This is a genomic window from Ktedonobacter sp. SOSP1-85 (genome assembly GCF_016587415.1).
Classification (GTDB): Bacteria; Chloroflexota; Ktedonobacteria; order Ktedonobacterales; family Ktedonobacteraceae; genus Ktedonobacter.
On record NZ_BNJI01000003.1, the window covers coordinates 1749459 to 1767749 of the forward strand.

The 18291-nt window shown below is 55.3% G+C and carries 18 protein-coding genes; 11 read left to right on the forward strand and 7 right to left on the reverse strand.

Features of this window, described 5'->3' with window-relative positions:
• Positions 1–2: 2 nt before the first annotated feature.
• From KTE_RS45575 to KTE_RS45590, 4 genes are all read left to right on the forward strand, one after another.
• Positions 3–800: an ABC transporter ATP-binding protein gene (locus KTE_RS45575; protein WP_201393991.1), complete on the forward strand. Its 798-nt coding sequence runs from the start codon at positions 3–5 to the stop codon at positions 798–800.
• The gene (locus KTE_RS45580; RefSeq protein WP_201393993.1) at positions 797–2212 is read left to right on the forward strand and encodes an ABC transporter permease; all 1416 of its coding nucleotides are present in this window, start codon (positions 797–799) and stop codon (positions 2210–2212) included. Before KTE_RS45575 ends, KTE_RS45580 begins: the two co-directional genes overlap by 4 nt.
• A 107-nt stretch (positions 2213–2319) precedes the next feature.
• Positions 2320–2811 carry an HIT family protein gene (locus KTE_RS45585; RefSeq protein ID WP_201393995.1) on the forward strand — a complete coding sequence of 164 codons (492 nt, stop codon included), beginning with the start codon at positions 2320–2322 and terminating at the stop codon, positions 2809–2811.
• A 124-nt stretch (positions 2812–2935) separates the two neighbouring features.
• Complete coding sequence (locus tag KTE_RS45590; protein WP_201393997.1) at positions 2936–3682, forward strand: class I SAM-dependent methyltransferase; 747 nt, start codon at positions 2936–2938, stop codon at positions 3680–3682.
• A gap of 114 nt (positions 3683–3796) precedes the next feature.
• Here KTE_RS45590 and KTE_RS45595 read toward each other — a convergent pair whose 3' ends face one another.
• Positions 3797–4960 carry an RNA-guided endonuclease TnpB family protein gene (locus KTE_RS45595; protein WP_201393999.1) on the reverse strand — a complete coding sequence of 388 codons (1164 nt, stop codon included), beginning with the start codon at positions 4958–4960 and terminating at the stop codon, positions 3797–3799.
• Between the two features lie 311 nt (positions 4961–5271).
• Here KTE_RS45595 and KTE_RS45600 point away from each other — a divergent pair, with 311 nt between their 5' ends.
• Positions 5272–7134, forward strand: a complete 1863-nt coding sequence (locus KTE_RS45600; RefSeq protein ID WP_201394001.1) for a serine hydrolase — start codon at positions 5272–5274, stop codon at positions 7132–7134.
• 106 nt (positions 7135–7240) lie between these two features.
• Here KTE_RS45600 and KTE_RS45605 read toward each other — a convergent pair whose 3' ends face one another.
• Complete coding sequence (locus KTE_RS45605; protein ID WP_201394622.1) at positions 7241–7471, reverse strand: N-acetyltransferase; 231 nt, start codon at positions 7469–7471, stop codon at positions 7241–7243.
• A gap of 186 nt (positions 7472–7657) precedes the next feature.
• On the opposite strand from KTE_RS45605, the gene KTE_RS45610 reads away from it, so the two are divergent.
• Positions 7658–9193: a zinc ribbon domain-containing protein gene (locus KTE_RS45610; protein ID WP_201394003.1), complete on the forward strand. Its 1536-nt coding sequence runs from the start codon at positions 7658–7660 to the stop codon at positions 9191–9193.
• A gap of 42 nt (positions 9194–9235) precedes the next feature.
• Here the strand turns inward: KTE_RS45610 and KTE_RS45615 are convergent, their stop codons facing one another.
• From KTE_RS45615 to ada, 3 genes are all read right to left on the reverse strand, one after another.
• Positions 9236–10009, reverse strand: coding sequence for a GNAT family N-acetyltransferase (locus tag KTE_RS45615; RefSeq protein ID WP_201394005.1), 774 nt, complete (start codon positions 10007–10009; stop codon positions 9236–9238).
• Between the two features lie 138 nt (positions 10010–10147).
• The gene (locus tag KTE_RS45620; protein WP_236601067.1) at positions 10148–10642 is read right to left on the reverse strand and encodes a DUF5946 family protein; all 495 of its coding nucleotides are present in this window, start codon (positions 10640–10642) and stop codon (positions 10148–10150) included.
• 1 nt (position 10643) lies between these two features.
• On the reverse strand, positions 10644–11735 hold the full coding sequence (ada, locus tag KTE_RS45625) for a bifunctional DNA-binding transcriptional regulator/O6-methylguanine-DNA methyltransferase Ada (protein WP_236601025.1): 1092 nt from the start codon (positions 11733–11735) through the stop codon (positions 10644–10646).
• Positions 11736–12516: 781 nt separating this feature from the next.
• Between ada and proB the strand changes: the two genes are divergently transcribed.
• From proB to KTE_RS45645, 4 genes are all read left to right on the forward strand, one after another.
• On the forward strand, positions 12517–13659 hold the full coding sequence (gene proB, locus KTE_RS45630) for a glutamate 5-kinase (RefSeq protein WP_201394011.1): 1143 nt from the start codon (positions 12517–12519) through the stop codon (positions 13657–13659).
• 423 nt (positions 13660–14082) lie between these two features.
• The gene (locus tag KTE_RS45635; RefSeq protein ID WP_201394013.1) at positions 14083–15360 is read left to right on the forward strand and encodes a glutamate-5-semialdehyde dehydrogenase; all 1278 of its coding nucleotides are present in this window, start codon (positions 14083–14085) and stop codon (positions 15358–15360) included.
• A gap of 13 nt (positions 15361–15373) precedes the next feature.
• Complete coding sequence (proC, locus tag KTE_RS45640; protein WP_201394015.1) at positions 15374–16222, forward strand: pyrroline-5-carboxylate reductase; 849 nt, start codon at positions 15374–15376, stop codon at positions 16220–16222.
• Between the two features lie 170 nt (positions 16223–16392).
• Positions 16393–16548 carry a DUF5679 domain-containing protein gene (locus KTE_RS45645; protein ID WP_007920481.1) on the forward strand — a complete coding sequence of 52 codons (156 nt, stop codon included), beginning with the start codon at positions 16393–16395 and terminating at the stop codon, positions 16546–16548.
• Between the two features lie 132 nt (positions 16549–16680).
• On the opposite strand, the gene KTE_RS45650 is transcribed toward KTE_RS45645, so the two are convergent.
• Positions 16681–17460, reverse strand: coding sequence for an SDR family oxidoreductase (locus KTE_RS45650; protein WP_201394017.1), 780 nt, complete (start codon positions 17458–17460; stop codon positions 16681–16683).
• A gap of 286 nt (positions 17461–17746) precedes the next feature.
• On the opposite strand from KTE_RS45650, the gene KTE_RS45655 reads away from it, so the two are divergent.
• Positions 17747–18043, forward strand: a complete 297-nt coding sequence (locus tag KTE_RS45655) for a DUF4158 domain-containing protein (RefSeq protein WP_255553095.1) — start codon at positions 17747–17749, stop codon at positions 18041–18043.
• Between the two features lie 25 nt (positions 18044–18068).
• On the opposite strand, the gene KTE_RS45660 is transcribed toward KTE_RS45655, so the two are convergent.
• Positions 18069–18290, reverse strand: coding sequence for a helix-turn-helix transcriptional regulator (locus tag KTE_RS45660; protein WP_201367344.1), 222 nt, complete (start codon positions 18288–18290; stop codon positions 18069–18071).
• Position 18291: the final 1 nt, after the last annotated feature.

Sequence of the window (18291 nt, forward strand, 5' to 3'; positions counted from 1 at the left end):
GCATGCTAGATCAAGAACAGACTGTGGAAGTCTCGACCACTGAAGAGAACGCGCCAATTATTCGCCTGGAGCGCCTCAAGAAGTCCTACAAAATGGGACGGACGGAGGTGCAGGCCCTGCGCGGCGTCGATCTCTCGATCAAGAAGGGCGAGATGGTCGCGATCATGGGACCCTCCGGCTCGGGCAAGTCGACGTTGATGAATATCCTTGGCTGCCTGGACCGGCCCTCTGGCGGGAAATACTACCTGGACGGCATCTCCGTGAGCCAGATGAACAAAGGGGAGCTCGCGGACGTGCGCAACCAGAAGATTGGCTTTGTCTTTCAGAGCTTTAACTTGCTCTCCTGGATGAGTGCCTTCTCCAATGTCGAGCTGCCACTGGTGTATGCCGGTGTCTCTACTGAGCGGCGCAAGAAACGGGCCTTGTGGGCCTTAAAGCTGGTTGGTCTGGGGAGCCGGGCCAACCATCGCCCGATGGAGCTTTCAGGTGGTCAGCAGCAGCGCGTCGCCATCGCGCGGGCGCTCGCTACCTCGCCAGCCATGATCCTGGCTGACGAGCCGACTGGCAACCTGGATACAAAAACAAGCACCCAGATCATGATGGTGCTTCAGAAGCTCAATGCACGTGGCATGACCATTATCCTGGTCACGCATGAGCCAGATATCGCGAACTACTGTCACCGTAAAGTGGTGCTACGAGATGGAAAAATTCGCGAAGATAGCGTCAACGCCTTCCCCCTCTCCGCGCAGGAGCAGCTTGCTTCATGGTCGGCACCAGACGAAACGGAGGAGTTACCATGAACACGCCAGAAGAGCAGCAGGAGATCATGCTTGAGGACCAGGACACGATAAAAATGCCAGCCTTCGACCCGCCTGAAGAGTTTGCCTTTGCGGATCAAGAGACGGCGAAGATCACGCCACCCCTCGCAACCTCCCCTCTGGAGCGCAAGGGACCTGGCGAGGGGCGACTGAGGCGCCGACGAGGAACCCTGGCCCTGTACCAGAGCTTCTCAAGTGCCGTGGTGGCCTTACGTGCCAATAAGATGCGCTCGCTCTTGACCTCGCTGGGTATCATCATTGGCGTGGGGGCGGTCATTGTCATGGTCTCAGTGAGCCAGAGCAATGCCGCGGTCATCAACCAGCGCCTCTCGACGCTTAATCCCAACGAGCTCGTTATTCGCTCGGGGAGCGCCAATTCGAGCGGCGTTCGCCAGGGGCAGGGCTCGCTGCAGACGCTCACCCAGGCCGACGCCGACGCGCTCTCTTCACGTGTACCCAACGTCTCGGCGGTCAGCCCTATCGCTAATGCCAGCGGCCAGGTGATCTTCCAGGGCCAGAACTGGGCCTCGACCATCCAGGGCGTCTATCCTTCGTTTCAGACGATCAATAGCTGGCAGATGCAGGAGGGCAACTTCATCTCAGACACGGACGAGCAGAGTGGTGGCGCCGTCGCGGTCATCGGCCAGACCGTCGCGGACAATTTGTTCACGCCCCAGGGCGTTGACCCGCTGGGACAGCAAATTCGTATCCGCAACGTTCCCTTTACCGTTGTGGGCGTGCTGGCCTCAAAAGGCGCCAGCGCGGGCCAGCAGGACGCCGACGATGTCGTCTACGTCCCCTTCAGCACCGCGCAGAGGCGCCTCACCGGGTCCCAGTTTGCTAGCTCAATTGACGTGCTGGTCAGCGACCAATCCCACATGACCGACGCCCAGAGCGCCGTGCAGCAGGTATTGGAGCAGCAGCACCATATTGGCGATCCAGCCTCCGACGACTTTGTGATCCAGAACCAGGCGCAGGTCCTGGACACGGTCCAGACGACGACGCAGGCCCTGACCTTCCTGCTGGTGAGCGTGGCGGCCATCTCCCTGCTGGTGGGTGGCATTGGCATCATGAACATCATGCTTGTCTCAGTCACCGAGCGTACGCGTGAGATTGGTATCCGCATGGCCATCGGGGCGCGCCCTCGTGATGTCATGACCCAGTTTCTGATTGAGGCCCTGATGCTAAGTGCGCTCGGCGGCCTGGTAGGAATTCTTATAGGCATAGGAGGCGGATTTATCGTTTCGCTTGTCGCGAACACCCCCTTTGTCCTGAGTCCGCTGGCGGTCCTGCTGGCCTTTGGCTTCTCCGCTGGCGTCGGCGTCGTCTTCGGCTTCTACCCGGCCCAACGTGCCGCCCAGCTCGATCCCATCGTCGCTTTGCGTACAGAGTAAAGATACTTTACGAGTGAGGCGTTACCAGCGTATGCCGGTAACGCCTCATTTTTCGTTTTCGCCTATACCAAGCGGATGTGTTATATTGAGGGCAAAAGAGGCGAGCAATGTATAATCATCAACCGGAGGGGTATGCCTGTCCTTTTTGCGTGTTTCTGCGTGGCGAGGACAACGGAGTGAATCACCGGGATGACATCGTGTACCAGGACGAGCTAGCAACGGCCTTTATTGCCCCACGCTGGTGGCCGCGCAATGAGGGCTATGTGCTGATCATTCCCAATGACCATTTCGAGAATATTTACGACCTGCCATCTATATATGCCCATCGAATTCAGGATGTGGCGCGCGAGATTGCCATCGCATTTAAGGCCGCCTATCAATGTGACGGTGTCTCCACCCGGCAGCATAACGAGCCAGCAGGCAATCAAGACGTCTGGCACTATCACATGCACGTCTTTCCCAGGTATGAGGGCGATAACCTGTATCACGCGGAGCGCGCCCGCGAGTATGCTCCTCTGGAGCAGAGACGCGAGTATGCCATGCGGCCGAAGGCCTTTCTGGCGCAGTCCATTGCATACGACGGGCAATCAAAACTATAGGCTCCACGCCGTGTCCCCGAATGGGGTTTACGGCGCGCAAGGCGATGTATTGCCCGCGTACCAGGTTGTAATTATGCTGATTGGATGTCCCTCTCGTATCAGAACTAGGAAGGCAGATGATAGCATGAAGACATATGATGACATCGCCGAGTGGTACGATCAGTGGATTGGTACACACTCAATGAGAGAAGACCCCTTCTTTCCCGCCGTCGAAGCGCTTATGGGCCAGGTCGAGGGAACCCGTATTTGCGATCTTGGCTGTGGTCAGGGGCGCGTAGCGCGCCACCTGGCAGACCTGGGGGCGCACGTGGTCGGCGTTGATCTCTCATCCAAGCTGCTTGCAATTGCGCGTCGCCATGAGGAGCACAATCCTCTTGGGATCGAGTATGTGGAGGCCGATGCCCGCGCTCTTGACGCTAAGGCGCTTGGCCTCTTCGATGGTGTGGTGTGTTTTCTGGCGTTAATGGATATTCCAGATCTCACCCCCACATTACACGGCGTCGCGCGCATTCTGCGCCCCGGAGGGTGGTTTGTCTTTGCTATTCTCCACCCCTGCTTTCACACCTCGCAGTCGGGGGAGATGGAGACGCTAGAGGGAGTGGTACGAACCATTGGCAGGTATTTTGTCGAGGGTCATTGGCGTTCAGATACGCGACCAGGACCTCCAGGAAAAGTTGGCTCGTACCACCGGACACTTTCGACCTACATCAACAGTCTTGCTGAGGCGGGGCTTCAGGTTGAGCACCTGAGCGAGCCAATTGGAACTTCCGCCGTCGCCACTTCGCCATCTGTTTCACGTGCAGACAGGCCAGTCTGGCAGGAGGTTCCCAGCATCCTGGTTGTGAGTTGCAGGAAGGGAGATAACCTGTAGGCGAGCTTATGCTGCTCCGATTTTCCTATGCAAACGTATGCAAGCACACGTTTGCACCGAATTTCGTTGTTCCTGTTTCATCCGTAGGTGCCTCCGGGCCGAAGCCTTTTGGTCTTACCCCGCGTCCGCAGGCAAGTTTGCGTCTTCGTCCGAGCCAGTACCGGAGACGGCTTGATCAATGAGCCCGATCAAGCGCAGGGCTTCCCGTAACACATTCTGACCTGCGTTGTAATCTCGATCCTGCGCAAACTGATCATACGGGCAAGCAGGATTCTGACACACAAAGATGCGATCCTTGAGCGTCATCGCTTCCCACGTCCAACCGCAGCAATGACAGGTCTTGCTAGAAGGAAAGAAACGGTCCACCTTGATCACCAGTCCCCCACGTTGCGCCGCTTTTGCCTCGAGCAGACGCCTGAGGGTGCCCAGCGAGGCATCGGCGAACGAGCGAGCGAGACGGCGATTCTTGAGCAGTCCCTTGAGGTGGAGATCTTCCACTCCGATGATCCCGTAGCTGTCGACCAGCCTGGTGGTGAGCTTCTGAAGGACATCCTGGCGCAGGCAGGTGATGCGATAATGCAGACGGGCGACCTGTCGGCGCGCTTTCTCCCGATTCTTTGATCCCAGTTTTCGGCGATGCAGCCGTTTGTTGGCCTGACGCAATTTCTTGAGAGCGGTTTTGAGGAAGGCTTGGTTTTCGACTTCCTCTCCTGTACTCAAGGTGGCCAGGCGGTTGAGCCCCACATCGATACCCACGGCGGCTGGTTTGTTCACCGGGATGGGATCAGGGATCTCAATCTGGATGGAAACAAACCACCAATCTGCTGTTTTGGTGATGCGCGCCCCTTTCACGCGGCCCACAAACCGCAGCTTCTCAGCCAGATTGACCCATCCGAGCTTGGGGATCCACATGCGATGATCCCCCAACGCGAATTGATCGTTGGCAAGGTAAAAGGAGGGTTTGCTTGTTTTCTTGCTCTTGAACGTGGGGCGTTTGGCTTTCCCTTCAAAAAACGCGGTGAAGGCTTTTCCCAGATCGAGAAAGGGCTGATCTGAGGCGTTCTTCGTCACCTTCCATGTCCAGGGGAATTGCACCCGCCGAATCTCGTTGAATTGCTTCTTGAGTTTCAAGGCGGTGGGTTTTTCTCCGGCCTCATATTGGCGGTTCCATTCGGCCAGCGCCCAATTCCACACAAAGCGAGCAACGCCTGCGGCACGAGCAAAGGAGTTGGCCTGCTCAGGTGTGGGATGCAGTCTGATCTTATGGGCGCGAATCATGCGGTTCTGCTCTTTCTCTTACCTCATATTTTCTTCAGTATAGGACAAACGTTCTCATCTGTCAAGAAGCCCGAAAGCGTGGCGTCTTGCCCACGATTGATCCCTGTTTCCCAAAAAGTGGGAAACAGTTGCATACTCTTTTAAGAATTGCCCCGAGAAGACGTTACCCGAACGACGCGTGCTAGAACAGGAAATTAGTCCCGGTTTTGGCTGCATGAGCTAATTATTGCTAGAATCTTAAGTGTTTCTTTGCGTATTTTTATGTATCTATATGTATGACTATATCAAAATTAGAAGGGTAGGACGGCTTGATGATGAGGCATATTTCCAGACGAACGATGACGTTCCTTCTCCTTATGGTAATGTTTGGCAGTTCGGCACTTTTATACTCTGGCTGCGCCTTTCGTGGCACCAATGCAGTAATCACGAATGCAAGCAATGGAGCCAACCAGTGGGTTGGTGAAAGCAAAGTTACCGCGCCAGACTTTGACTTCTCGGTGCCAGAGACTCAGGCGTTGAGCGTCTCCCCACTCTTTGAGCGTTACACTCAAAGCCATGGAGGGACGATAAACCTGGGAGCCCCACTGACCGCTGCGTTTCCTACAGACCAGGGGTGGTTGCAGTTCTTTGCATCGGGCGCGTTGCTCCTGCCAGTAAGTCAGCAGGGGCATACGCAAGGGAACGAGGCCTTGCTGGTTGCCTTAAGCAAGCATGGCGTGAAGGACGCCAATACGGGAATCGCGCGCCTGCCGCTGCTCCAGGCCTTGCTTACGGCTGGCAGCCAGGTGCCCATTGGTGGTGATAAGAGTCACTTTACCTATATTGATCTACGCAAGGCAACCAATCCTAGTCTCATGCTGGCGGCACCAGCGGCGGGTCAAACCGCTACGGCCTCCGTGAGTGGGAAGGGCATCTTCGTCAAGGGAGGGACACGCGCCGGACAGGATGTGGGCCATTTCATTCCACAGTCGCTCTGGAGCTATGTCAATCGTTCTGATGTCTCGCCTGACGGGTGGAAAACGGATTTTGGTCTACCACTTACGGAGGCGCTTTCTTTGAGCGTTACGAAGGATGGTGGCACCCATCATCTGCTGGTGCAGGCATTTGAGCGCGATGGGTTGGTACTCGATCAAGGCACCGTGGACGCCTCGGGTCAGCCTCAGATCCAACGCCTCGATACTGGCACGGACTATGTGCATACCATTGGCCTGCCTGCCGCCGCGATTAGCGCTAAGCAGACGATCTGGGCGCAAGGAGATACAGCCCTCCTCTCCGCTCCTAGTGCGGGCCAGGCGGTGGCGCACGTTGGGCAGAATTTCCCGCTGACACTGCTCGGCGATACGAAATGGGACACAGGCATGCTCTGGTACCATATACAATGGGCAGCGCCAAAGGGTGGTGGAGAGGGATGGGTGCCGGCGAACGCCATTACCTTCACCGCGCCTGGCAATGCACCAAGCCAGGCCTCAATGGACGCGCTTTCACCGGCTCTGGCAACGTACCTTGCCGGGATCGGCACCAATGCAGGTGCCGTGGTCTACGATGTGTCGCGCCAGCGTTATTATACCTATAATGACACTGCTCAGTTCATCGTAGCCAGCTCAATGAAAGTGCCCATTATGTTGACATTCTTCGATACAATTGAGCAGCAGGGGCGTGAGCCGAATGATGATGAGATGAATCTTCTGACGACCATGATTGAGAACTCCGATAACGACTCGGCCTCGGCCCTCTTCTTTGATAAGATTGGCGGTGCGGCAGGAATTGCAAGTTATATGCAAAAGATCGGCGTGAGTGGGCTCAATCCGAGTGACGATGCCTGGGGATACAGCACAATTACGCCGCAGACCATGGTGAATCTGCTGACGCTCCTCCAGGAAGGCAAAATCCTGACGTCCCACGACCGCGACATCGCGCTCAACCTGATGGAGCATATTGAATCTGATCAGCGGTTCGGGGTCGGAGATAGCGTGCCCGATGGAGCCATGGTGGCGATGAAAGACGGCTGGGTGCCTGGACCCGATGGTCAATGGGCCGTGAACTCTTCTGGCATCGTGACTCTGGGCCAGGAGACCTATATCATCTCCATTTATACAATGGAAAGTGCCTCTTTAGAGGATGGGCAGGGCATTGTGCAGCACGTCTGCGACACTGTTGCCTCACTGCTTACCTAGAGTGGGGGCACGACGCTACGAAAGTACGCGTCTACATATCCAGGACGGGGCATCTCGTCCTGGATATGTAGACGCGTACTTTCGTAGCGTCGGTCGGAGCACGAGATCAACCTTGTATCCGTAGGTCTTTCCCAGCTCGCACCTCCTTCTCGTAGGTGTGGTATTGGAAGAGGGTGTGCATGCCAGCGCGCTCATAGAGGCGGAAGGCACCTGTTGAGCTAAGCGTGTCGACGTTCAGTGTCATTTTGTGCAGGCCGCGCTGATAAAACTCTCGTTGTATGTGGCGTAAGAGTGCCATTCCCAACCCTTGCTTACGCCAGGAGTGCCGGACGCCCAGGTGACATAACGGGCTTTAGCCCGCCACAAGCTGTGCCGTTTCAACGGCGGCAGTGAGGCGTGTCCTGCGTGTCCCGGCTTTCGCCCTTGCATCGCACAATATAGAACGTATGTTTGACAACTCCAACGTCTTGGAGTATACTCTACAAGAGACACGATATATTTTCTTGAGAGAAAAGTACTAAAAATGGCAAAAGCCACGAAAACCATCAGGCAAGCGTTGCAGTATCCGCCACAGTCAGCCCACTCCTTCGCGGAGCATCAGGCGCTCTACAATCGTGTCGTGGCCTTCTACTTTGAGGTCATCCAGGCCCATGAGGGCATCCTCTCTCTCAAGAACAAGGAGGCCCTCACCACCCTGGAGAAACTCACCCATGCGACGGAGAAGAGCCCCCATCCCCTTGTGCCACTCTCCGACATCGCCCCGGATATCCCCGCGATGTTCCGGCGCGCCGCCATCAATGCGGCCCTTGGCTCTGCTCGTGCCTTTTTCTCCTCGCTCAAAACGTGGCGAGCTCGCAAAGAGAAGCATGAGGCCAAACCATGCAAAAAGGGCAAGAAGCAGCAGCCGTTCAGGGAGCGGCCACCGGTTCCGCCGCGCACCTGGAACAGATCCGCGCCCTTCTACGCGGGCTTGTGGAAAGAACGCTCTCAGCACTCCATCATGCTCAGAGTGTGGACTGGCTCGTGCTGGTCCTGGCTCAAAATAGGGACGCTTTCTCGCGATCTTCCCCAGGGGTATGCCCTTGGAAGCCCGTCCCTGGTTTGCAAGGGCAACCGTTGGTGGTTGCATACTCCCATCGAGAAACCGTTGGAGACCCCCGCCAAGGTGGTTGAACAGATCGCCTCCAACCAAACACGTCTCTGCGCAGTCGATGTGAACCTCGACCAGCATCTCGCCGTGTGCACCGTTCAGACCGTCGAAGGCACCATCCTGGCCACTTCCTTCATTGGAAATGGCACAGCGATAGCGGGCTTTAGGAAGCGATTGCTCGGACGGATTGCACGCAACCGATCTCAGACGGGCGTCATTGCCGAAGGGGAACAGGACAATGTGGCTCTCTGGCGCAAGATCAGGCGCCTCGATGAGCACATCGCGCATCAGGTGAGCGCTCGCATTGTCCAGTTCGCCATCGAGCAGCAGGCAAGCATCCTGGTCTTCGAGCATCTGGGCAACCTGCGCCCGGAAAAAGGGAGGTATTCGCGCCGCAGCAACCTGAAACGCGCCTACTGGATGAAAGGGCGCATCTTCAAGTACGCAAAGTACAAGGCGTGGAACGTAGGGGGAATCATCATGTGCCGCGTCAATCCGCGCAATACGAGCCGGGAATGCCATCGCTGTCACGCGCCTGTCATGCGCTACAATGAGGGCGAGTCGGTTGAGGGATACACGCCCGGGGCGCCACTTTGTCTGTGTCCACGATGCCAGATGCACACCCATGCTGACCGCAATGCCAGTCTGAGAATCGGGCAGCGCTTGATTGAGCGCACGCAAGAACCGTTGAAGGAAAAGCCACATGCTCGTTCGCGACGTGCGACGAGGGGGTCGAAAGACCCAGGTGTTGGGATCTCCCAGGATGCCGAACGCGAAGGGCAACCATCTATTGCTCAAGCAAGGCAAGGGGATCACGCCAACGGGCCTGGCACCGCCCAGAGGGGATTGCGCCGGATGGGTGCGCGCCCCTCAGATATGGCTACCACACTACGCCTCCATTTTGAGTAGTCCCTACGGGATATGTCTCACGGAGGCGCTTACGGAGCCGTGTCAGAAGCTGCTGGGCTTTAGCCCATGCGGAGTGTCACTAATCCATCCCTGGTCATCCATCGTCTCGCCGCTCACAAGTCCTGCGACTTCGTTCCCATCCCAGGCTAAGAACATCAGGATCGTGTCAGAGATCTTCCGTCGCCGCCACTCCTCGAAGGTCAGAGGGACGTGTCCGCGCTCATCCTGCGCGATCTCCTCATCGGCTTCATAGCAGGCTTGTGCGTCTTCCTGAGGACGAAATGGGCGTACCACGATTCTATCGTTTGGTACTGGTATTGCTGGTAGCTCATTCAGGTCAAGCTGCATATGAGCGAAGCTGTACACCTTCTCATAGCCATTCTGATTCAGGAGTCGTTGCGCCCTCCGGTTGCGCTCGCTGATCCAGCTTGCCCCCATGGTGACGCGCGCTCCTGCCTGGGCCTCGGCGACCCATTCCTGGACGCGCATCTCAGCACAATGGAGCAGGAACCCGCCAATGCCGCGCCCGGTGTACTCAGGTAGCAACCCCACATTGGCAAAGATCCGGACGCGTCCACTTCCCCTGGCACAAGCATAACCTATGATGCGCCCACTTGATGTTCCTACCACCCACGTATCGGTCAGGATATTGAAGCCCTCGGCGTGCCAACTCCTCCAGAGGTGCTCCCTGTCTGAGAGCGGCTTCCCAAAATCCGCCATTTCCTGGGCGATAAGCACCTGCAAGACCGCCTCTAGGTCGCCTGTTATAGCTGGGCGAACCCAGAAACCATCAGGGAGAGCGATTGCCTTCGTCATCTAAGCACTCCTTGCTATAACCATTTATGATATATCCATAACAGATATAGTAAAGCAGAGGCGCGCTTTCGTCAAGGGCATCTAGGGTCTAAGTTGGCTTGAAGCTACGTAAACGACGTTTAGGCACGTTTTAACTTTTTATTTGATTGCGATGTTGAGCCGTTCCTGGACGAGTTTCGCAACCTTTGCCTGTTCTGCCTCCCAGGTTCTCCAGACAGAATTTTCCCATTGTTGGAGCATGTCGATTCTTTGTCTCTCTGGTGCGTTGAGTACATCCAGGATGCTCAGTGTTGCTTTGGTGTCTGGAAAGCGAAATGAGGGCCACTGTTTTGGCGTTTTCGCAAGAAGCATATGCGCTCTTTGTACCTGTCTCCCGGTATAGTTGTGCTCACATGCCAGGTATAATCCGACCAGGGCAAAGGTCAAAGTAATAGGTTTGAGGTTTGCTCCTGCATGCTGTGCGGCATATGTATCGACAGCAAACTGGTGAGGGAAACTTGCATCCGGCAATGACAGGGTATAGGCAGATAGCTGATCATACAGTTCTCTACATGCAGAGGAGGCGTGATAGCGCTCATCGAACTGCTCTTCTGTCGAAGACAGAATGAGCCCACAGCCTGGACACATCACCATTTTATTCACAAGTGCTCCTTTTGCTTTGTTCCAGGGCGAGCAGGCGCTGTTTACGCTCAATGCCCCAGCTGTAGCCGCCCAGTTGCCCGTTGTTGCGTACCACACGGTGGCAGGGGATGAAGACTGCGACGTGATTGGCGGCGCAAGCCTGGGCAACGGCGCGTACCGCACTAGGCTGGCCGATTGCCTGGGCGACCTCGCTATAGGAGCGCGTCTGCCCGACGGGGATCGCTTGCAGGGCGCGCCAGACCCTCCATTGAAAGGCCGTGGCCTGGACATCGAGGGGGATATCGGTCTCAATTGTCCGTCCTGCCAGGGCACGTTGCAGGTGCTCTATCCACGGGCGCAGGCGTTCCGCGTCGTATGTGCGCTCCGCATAGGGATACTCACGCTCTAGTTCTGCCTCCAGTGTCTGCCTGGACTCGCCAAAACGGATAGCTGTAAGCCCACGCTCAGTAGCCGCGATAAGCATCTTTCCAAGCGGGCTATCGGCGATAGTATAGGCCAGGCGCACCCCTTTGCCTCCGCGCTGGTAGGTCGCGGGCGTCATGCCGAGTTGCACCGGCGTGCGCTCATACACGCTGCTGCTCGATTGATAGCCCGCGTTATAGAGGGCGCTGGTGACTGGCTCGCCCTCCTGAAGGCGCGTTTTGAACTGCTTCAGCCTGAGCGATTCAGCATACTGGCGGGGCGAGAGGCCCGTTACCTGCTTAAAGGTGCGTTGGAGGTGATAGGGACTCATATGAAACTGCGTGCTTAAATCGGCGAGGCGCAGGGGAGCATCTATGTTGTTCTCGATATATTGACGAACCTGCTCAACCAACTCCGTATGAGGAGAAGGCACCTGATGCTGATCCGGATGGCAGCGCAGGCATGGGCGAAAGCCAGCCGCAACGGCCTCTGCGGGCAAGCGAAAGAAGCGCACATTCTCCCGCCGTGGGCGACGCGCCGGACAGGATGGACGGCAATAGATGCCGGTGGAGCGTACCGCGAAGACAAAAGCCCCATCCATCCTCGAACTTCTTATAGTCACAGCATCCCAACACTGCTCCTCATCGAGGGTAGACTGATTATGTGTCTGGACATCAAGCATACTGGCGTTTCCCCTTTCCTGATTTCTGCTCATGAGTAAGTATAAGCCAGGAAGAGGGAATAGGCTATCGCTTTCTTGCGCGCCAAACTGAAACTCTTTCCTTGTACAAGCATCCACGAAATGCATTAATTGCATCAAATATTCGGCACCGAAGTTGGAGCGCTCCCTCGCGCTGTGGCCAGCTCTCCAAGCGCAACCGCTTGTTAGGACCAAACTCTCCAATAATGTATTATGTTGGTACACCGCCTGACCAGTTTGAAACAAACTCAGTGATCTTCAATACCATGTTTCAATCCTTCCAGGAAAAATAGTGAGGCATGAAAATGAATAGTACTTATATAAGACTTGACAGGGATATATATTTTGTGGTACACATTAAAGAAATCTGAATATCTTTGCTGTCACAGAGAAGTAGTACGTCCATATATGCGTACAGAGAATGGCAAGCTAGTAGCTGTGAGCTGCCATCGCTAAGCGGACCGAACCCATCCCTGAGCAGGTAGCGATGAGCTAGCCGGGTGTTCCCCCGTTATCGGGAAATCAAGTGAGCAATGTTGTGCTGACAGAGCGAGATGTCTCTTCATCATCTCATTGCTAACGAAGGTGGTACCACGGAAGTAAACGTTCTTTCGTCCTTTGCGACGAAGAGAGCGTTTTTTTTGTGGTCTCTTCTCGAAAACCTGAGCGCGCTTGTCCCCGAATGGAGGGAGCGCTAGCCACGAGAGTGGCGTTGGTTTTCGCCTTAAGAAGGGAATCGACCAAGAAAAGGGAAGTTTGAACAATGGCAGGTAGGCAACACCGTATCGTCGTAAAAATTGGTGGCAGCATTTTAACGAGCGCAAGTTATATGCTGCGTATGGAGCGGCTACAAAGTCTTGTAGACGACATTGCCCGGCTGCGCTCCAGTGGCTTTACACCGCTGATCGTGAGTTCGGGAGCAGTGCCAGCAGGCTTTGGCGCCTTGAGTGGCACACGCTATCCCACGTCCGTCGCCGAGAAGCAGATGGCCGCTTCTGTGGGGCAGGGCCGTTTGATGCACCTGTACCAGCAACTCTTCATGCTGTATGACCTGTTGACAGGCCAACTGCTGCTCACCAGTGACGATTTTCGTGTCCGTGCGCGTTACGTAAACATTTGCAATACTCTGAACTTGTTGTTGCAGCGTGGTGTGGTGCCTATTGTCAATGAAAATGATACGGTCAGTGTCGATGGTATCAAGGTTGGCGACAATGATACGTTGGGAGCGTTGGTCGCCACGGCAGTGGATGCCGAACACTATATCATCCTTTCAGACATTGATGGTCTGTATACTGCGAACCCGCGCCAGGACCCGCAGGCGCGCCTTATCACAACAGTGGAAACTATTACGCCCTACATCGAGACCCTCGGTGGCGCACGCGGCTCGCTGGGGACCACCGGCGGCATGCGTACTAAGATCAAAGCGGCGCGGATCGCTACCGCCGCGGGCGTGGAGGTGGTGATCGCCAATGGAGAGACGCCCGACATTTTGCAGCGCATCCTCAGTGGCGAGGAGATCGGAACGCATTTCAAGCCGCGCAAAAGGCCGCTCTCAGGGAAAAAATCCTGGATCGCCTTCGGCTCACATCCTGAGGGAAAAATCCTGATCGATATGGGCGCGGCGCAGGCTGTGTTGCACCAGCATAAAAGCCTGCTGGCAAGCGGCATTTTGCGGATCGATGGCGATTTTTCAGAGGGGGACGTGGTCGCGATTTGCGGACCAGATGGCAGCGAGCTGGGACGCGGCATCAGCCAGTATGCCTCGGATGATCTCCAGCGTTTGAAGGGCATGCGTTCACAGGAGATCGCTTCTTTAGCATTGGCAAATATGACGACGGTTCCTGAAGTTATACACAGAGACACGCTGGCGCTCTATCGCTCAACGATAGTAGCTGCCGCACAGTAAACTCTGCTGAGAAATGCGCCCTCCCCTCGGTAGGGACCCGGTTTAGCGCGTCCCATTGGCGTCAAGTGAAGGTCCGCCGCCCATGCAGGAGGGGCCTGGGTGTGCTTCTAAAGGGCGCACCTACCAGGCCCCTCCTGCTAGGCAGCTGCTTTCCCGCCGGGTGGCTGTACTTGCCAAGTACGCCCCACGCCCGGCTGGAAGAAAAAGGTAGGTTGTGCCCCTGCGCCCCCGAATGGGGGTTTAGAAGCACACCCTTTTTCTTCCGGCATGGGCGTGGGGAGCGAGCAGATGCCCCTTCACTTGACGCGTATGGGACGCGCTAAAGCTGGTCCCTACCACAAGGGAGCCATTCCGCGAAGTGGTTGTTTGGACAAGGTGGTGAAATTTTCAGCAGGATCACAGTAGTATGGGTAGGAGAAACAAATGCTTTCAACAGATACAGCCCAGGCTCTGAAAGAGTGGGTGGCAACCCAGGCCCAGGCCGCGAAAGTAGCGGCCCGTGAACTGGCGCGAAAAACGAGCGAGGAGAAGAATGCGGCCTTAGAACTGATGGCTGCCAGCCTGGTCACACGCCAGCATGAAATTCTGCAAGCCAACGCGCAAGATGTCAGCAGAGTGAGCACCGCTGGTGCGGCCAAGAGTTTCATCGACCGCCTGACATTGACGCCAGCGCGCATTCAGAGTATTGCCGATGGTGTGCGCGCCGTCATGGCTTTGCCCGATCCCATCGGGGTGACGCAGGAGCGCTGGCAATTGCGCAATGGAGTGCTTGTCGAGCGGCGCAGCGTTCCCCTGGGTGTCATCGCCATGATCTACGAGGCCCGGCCAAATGTCACAGTTGATGCCGCCGCCCTGGCTTTAAAGACCAGTAACGCCGTGGTCTTGCGTGGCAGCGCCGATGCCTTAGAGAGTAATCGCGCTATTGTCGCGGCCCTGCGGGAGGGCTTGCGCGCCAGTGAAGTCCCCGCAGAAGCCATTCAATTGATAGAGAGTGTGGAGCATGCTTCGGTCGAATACCTCATTCGAATGCGTGATGCCATTGACCTGGTGATCCCACGTGGCGGTGCCAAGCTCATTCAGACCGTTGTAGAGTCGTCCGCTGTACCGGTCATCGAGACTGGGGTGGGAAATTGTCACGTTTACGTTGACGAAGCCGCGCAACAGGAGATGGCAACAAAAATTGTCGTCAATGCCAAGACGCAGCGACCCTCTGTGTGTAATGCGGCTGAAACTCTGCTGGTACACACAGACGTTGCGCCGCAGTGGTTGCCTCAGGCGCTCAAAGCCTTGCAGGAGCGTGGCGTAGAGATCCGTGGTTGTACGCGCACCTGCCAGCTTGTTCCTGATATAGAAAGCGCGAGCGAGCAGGATTGGGGGACAGAGTACCTGGAGCTGATTATGGCCGTCAAAATAGTCGAGGATGTGCAAGAGGCCATCGAGCATATCGCGCAGTACGGTACGCGGCATACGGAGAGCATTATCACCGAGAACGAGGAAACGGCAGCGCTGTTCTTAGACCAGGTAGATGCGGCGGTCGTGTACCATAATGCCTCGACACGCTTGACAGATGGTTTTGTCTTTGGTTTTGGCGCGGAGATTGGTATCAGCACGCAGAAAATGCATGCGCGTGGCCCGATGGGTCTCCAGGCCTTAACCAGCTACAAATACGTTGGGCATGGCAGCGGCCAGGTTATTGAGTAGAGAGAAGGTTGAAATGGCAATACAACGCGAACAAACCGTGTTTTTCCTGGGCGCTGGCTCGATGAGCGAAGCTATGATCAAAGGCATCGTTGCCGCTGGTATTTTGCCAGCTGAGCAAATAATCATCGCCAATCGGCGACATCCTGAGCGCCTGGCTCATTTGCAAGAGACCTATGGTGTACGCATCTGCCAGGAGAAACAGGCAGAGCTTGCCGAAGCTGGCATGATTATTATTGCTGTGAAGCCCTTCGATCTGGCCGCGGCTTTACAGGAGATCGCGTCGTACGTAACCGCGCAGCAGCTTGTGATCTCGGTGGTTGCTGGAGCCGCGACCGAGACTATTGAGCAGCATTTTCATGAAGCGGTGCCAGTCGTTCGTGCCATGCCGAATACCTCCAGTTTTGTGCAGGCATCGGCGACCGCGCTCTGCCGTGGTCGCTGGGCCGATGACGAGCACCTGGCAGTAGCACGCCAACTTTTTGCCGCCATCGGCGTCGCCGTCAGCGTCGAAGAACCCTTGATGGACGCGGTTACAGGTCTCTCAGGCACAGGCCCAGCCTACTTTTATTATGTGATAGAGTCCCTGGTGGCAGGAGGACTGGCCTGTGGACTCTCGCAAGAGGATTGTCGTGTGCTCATGGAGCAGACGGTGTTTGGCGTGGCGAAAATGTTGCAAGAAACAGGAAAAGATCCGTCGGAGTTGCGTCGCCAGGTGACGTCGCCTAATGGCACGACGATGGCCGCGATGGAGGTGCTGGATCGAGGTCATGGGAAGCAATTATTCATGCACGCTGTCCAGCGTGCAACTCAGCGCTCAGTTGAGATGGGCAAAGAGACGACAACGCAGCCGAACCTGGTATGAGCGATTGCCCTTTGAGTATGGTTGAGTTTATGGTAACACCAAAAAGTACTCAAGGAGCCTAAAACTGCTCCCAAATGGCTTCGACATACGTGAACGATATAGTCAAATATATGCCACTTGCGTGGGTGTGGTATATTTGGTTTCAGTTCACATTGAAAGGAGGTCTGTCTATGGCAGACGTAGCATATTGCGTGAAGTGTAAGGAAAAGCGGGAGATGAAGGACCCTCACAAGATCGAGATGAAAAACGGGAAACCTGCGATGCAGGGGACCTGCTCGGTTTGTGGTACCAAGCTCACGCGTATTCTTTCCAGCAAAGACGCGTAGTTTTTAGTTACGCTCATTTGAACGAGAATATGCTTGCACGTCCGGTGTGAGCTTTGACCTTATGCAAAAGGAAGCGGCCTCTCGGGGTCGCTTCCTTTTGTCGTTCTCTGGCATCCCTTACGGCAGGCATCTCTAAAAACCACCACGTGAATGGATAATTTGTCCAGTAATCCACTCGGCCGCATCACTTGCTAAGAATGCAATGAGACGCGCTGCATCTTCTGGTTGTCCAATGCGTCCAAAGGGAGCTTGTGCTATCATGGTTTGCTTCAATTCTGGATCAGCACTGATCCACCCCGTATCTGTTGCGCCGGGGTCTACCGCATTCACTGTAATGCCTCGGGATGCAACTTCGGCCGCCAAAGTAGCCGTGAATGCATCTATTGCTCCCTTTGTTGTTATATAGGGTATTTTCCCTGGCATGGCACCCAGACTTTGTCCAGATGTGAGGTTGATGATGCGGCCACCTGTCGTGAAAGAAAAGCGGCGAGCGAACTCGACGCTCAACAATATTGTTCCTCGCATATTGACGGCGTAATAGGTGTCTAATAGTTCTGCATTCAGCTGGTTAAATGGAACCGTCCTATCATCATGGGCAGCGTTATTCACAAGAATGGAAGGAGTCCCTAAACGTGTTTCCACTTCGTCCATGATGTGGCCTGCTGATTGAGGAAGGCTCAAATCTACCTCCAGACATTCACACTGTATACCCTGCTTTCGTAAACTTGAGAGCAGTTCACAGGGTTCCTCTTCTTCTTGCCCATAGAGCGCTTGATCATGAGCTTGCCAATATGTAAAAAAGACATCTACCTTCATCTCAGCTAAGGCTCGACAGACAGATGCTCCTATTCCCCGACTCCGGCTTGTCCCTGTCACAACGGCTATACGGCGGCGTCCTTGATTCACATGCATTGAAAGTGTATCTCCTTACTCTCATGTAGAATTACATAAAATGAAATGAGCAAAAACGCCTCTTCTCCGGCCCAATTTTGAAGCTGAAGGGAGCGAGTCTTGCCAGGTCAGCCTGAAACCGAAGCCCCATAGGGGTCCCGACATAATTTCCCCGAGAGATTCGCGCTTTGGGCAAGCTACCGGTAAAAAGGTCCTGAAGGATTCCGCTCAGCTTGTCAGAGCCATGAGGGTATGATAAGAAAGATGCATTCTTGCTGAGAGATGCGCGAGTGCGTCCCCATGACCCATAAAAAAGTCCCCACCTAGTCTCCCTGATGAGCAGCGTCAGATCATGATGGAAATCCCGACAGCCCTTGACGCTCGGGATCTCGCTCGTTATTACACCCTGACCCCAGAAGAGTTAGAGCTGGTCAATCACCGTCGGCGTCCAGCCAATCGCTTTGGTTTTGCCGTTCAGCTTGCACTTCTGCATTTTCCAGGTCGCCCGCTTGCGGAATATCGCAATCAGAAGCAGGTGCCGCGAGCAATCTTGACGAGCATTGCGCAACAAATCAACCTGCCAGTCAGCGCATACGCCGAGTAGAATAGGCAAAATGGCGAGGATCGTTTTACCCTTGAGCGGCTTCGTCACTTTTGTATTCTACAATATCACCAGGTTGGCAATCTAAGGCCTTACAAATTGCTTCTAATGTCGAGAATCGTATCGCTCTAGCCTTTCCATTTTTCAAAATAGAGAGATTAGCCATAGTGATACCAACCTTCTCTGTAAGTTCCGTAACACTCATTTTTCGCTTTGCCAGCATGACATCGATGTTTATTATTATTGCCATA

What these genes read in the sequence shown, in the direction of transcription:
- KTE_RS45575 (WP_201393991.1), top strand. Translation starts at nt 3, where the DNA reads ATGCTAGATCAAGAACAGACTGTGGAAGTCTCGACCACTGAAGAGAAC.
- KTE_RS45580 (WP_201393993.1), top strand. Translation starts at nt 797, where the DNA reads ATGAACACGCCAGAAGAGCAGCAGGAGATCATGCTTGAGGACCAGGAC.
- KTE_RS45585 (WP_201393995.1), top strand. Translation starts at nt 2,320, where the DNA reads ATGTATAATCATCAACCGGAGGGGTATGCCTGTCCTTTTTGCGTGTTT.
- KTE_RS45590 (WP_201393997.1), top strand. Translation starts at nt 2,936, where the DNA reads ATGAAGACATATGATGACATCGCCGAGTGGTACGATCAGTGGATTGGT.
- KTE_RS45595 (WP_201393999.1), bottom strand. Translation starts at nt 4,960, where the DNA reads ATGATTCGCGCCCATAAGATCAGACTGCATCCCACACCTGAGCAGGCC.
- KTE_RS45600 (WP_201394001.1), top strand. Translation starts at nt 5,272, where the DNA reads ATGATGAGGCATATTTCCAGACGAACGATGACGTTCCTTCTCCTTATG.
- KTE_RS45610 (WP_201394003.1), top strand. Translation starts at nt 7,658, where the DNA reads ATGGCAAAAGCCACGAAAACCATCAGGCAAGCGTTGCAGTATCCGCCA.
- KTE_RS45615 (WP_201394005.1), bottom strand. Translation starts at nt 10,009, where the DNA reads ATGACGAAGGCAATCGCTCTCCCTGATGGTTTCTGGGTTCGCCCAGCT.
- KTE_RS45620 (WP_236601067.1), bottom strand. Translation starts at nt 10,642, where the DNA reads ATGGTGATGTGTCCAGGCTGTGGGCTCATTCTGTCTTCGACAGAAGAG.
- ada (WP_236601025.1), bottom strand. Translation starts at nt 11,735, where the DNA reads ATGCTTGATGTCCAGACACATAATCAGTCTACCCTCGATGAGGAGCAG.
- proB (WP_201394011.1), top strand. Translation starts at nt 12,517, where the DNA reads ATGGCAGGTAGGCAACACCGTATCGTCGTAAAAATTGGTGGCAGCATT.
- KTE_RS45635 (WP_201394013.1), top strand. Translation starts at nt 14,083, where the DNA reads ATGCTTTCAACAGATACAGCCCAGGCTCTGAAAGAGTGGGTGGCAACC.
- proC (WP_201394015.1), top strand. Translation starts at nt 15,374, where the DNA reads ATGGCAATACAACGCGAACAAACCGTGTTTTTCCTGGGCGCTGGCTCG.
- KTE_RS45645 (WP_007920481.1), top strand. Translation starts at nt 16,393, where the DNA reads ATGGCAGACGTAGCATATTGCGTGAAGTGTAAGGAAAAGCGGGAGATG.
- KTE_RS45650 (WP_201394017.1), bottom strand. Translation starts at nt 17,460, where the DNA reads ATGCATGTGAATCAAGGACGCCGCCGTATAGCCGTTGTGACAGGGACA.
- KTE_RS45660 (WP_201367344.1), bottom strand. Translation starts at nt 18,290, where the DNA reads ATGGCAATAATAATAAACATCGATGTCATGCTGGCAAAGCGAAAAATG.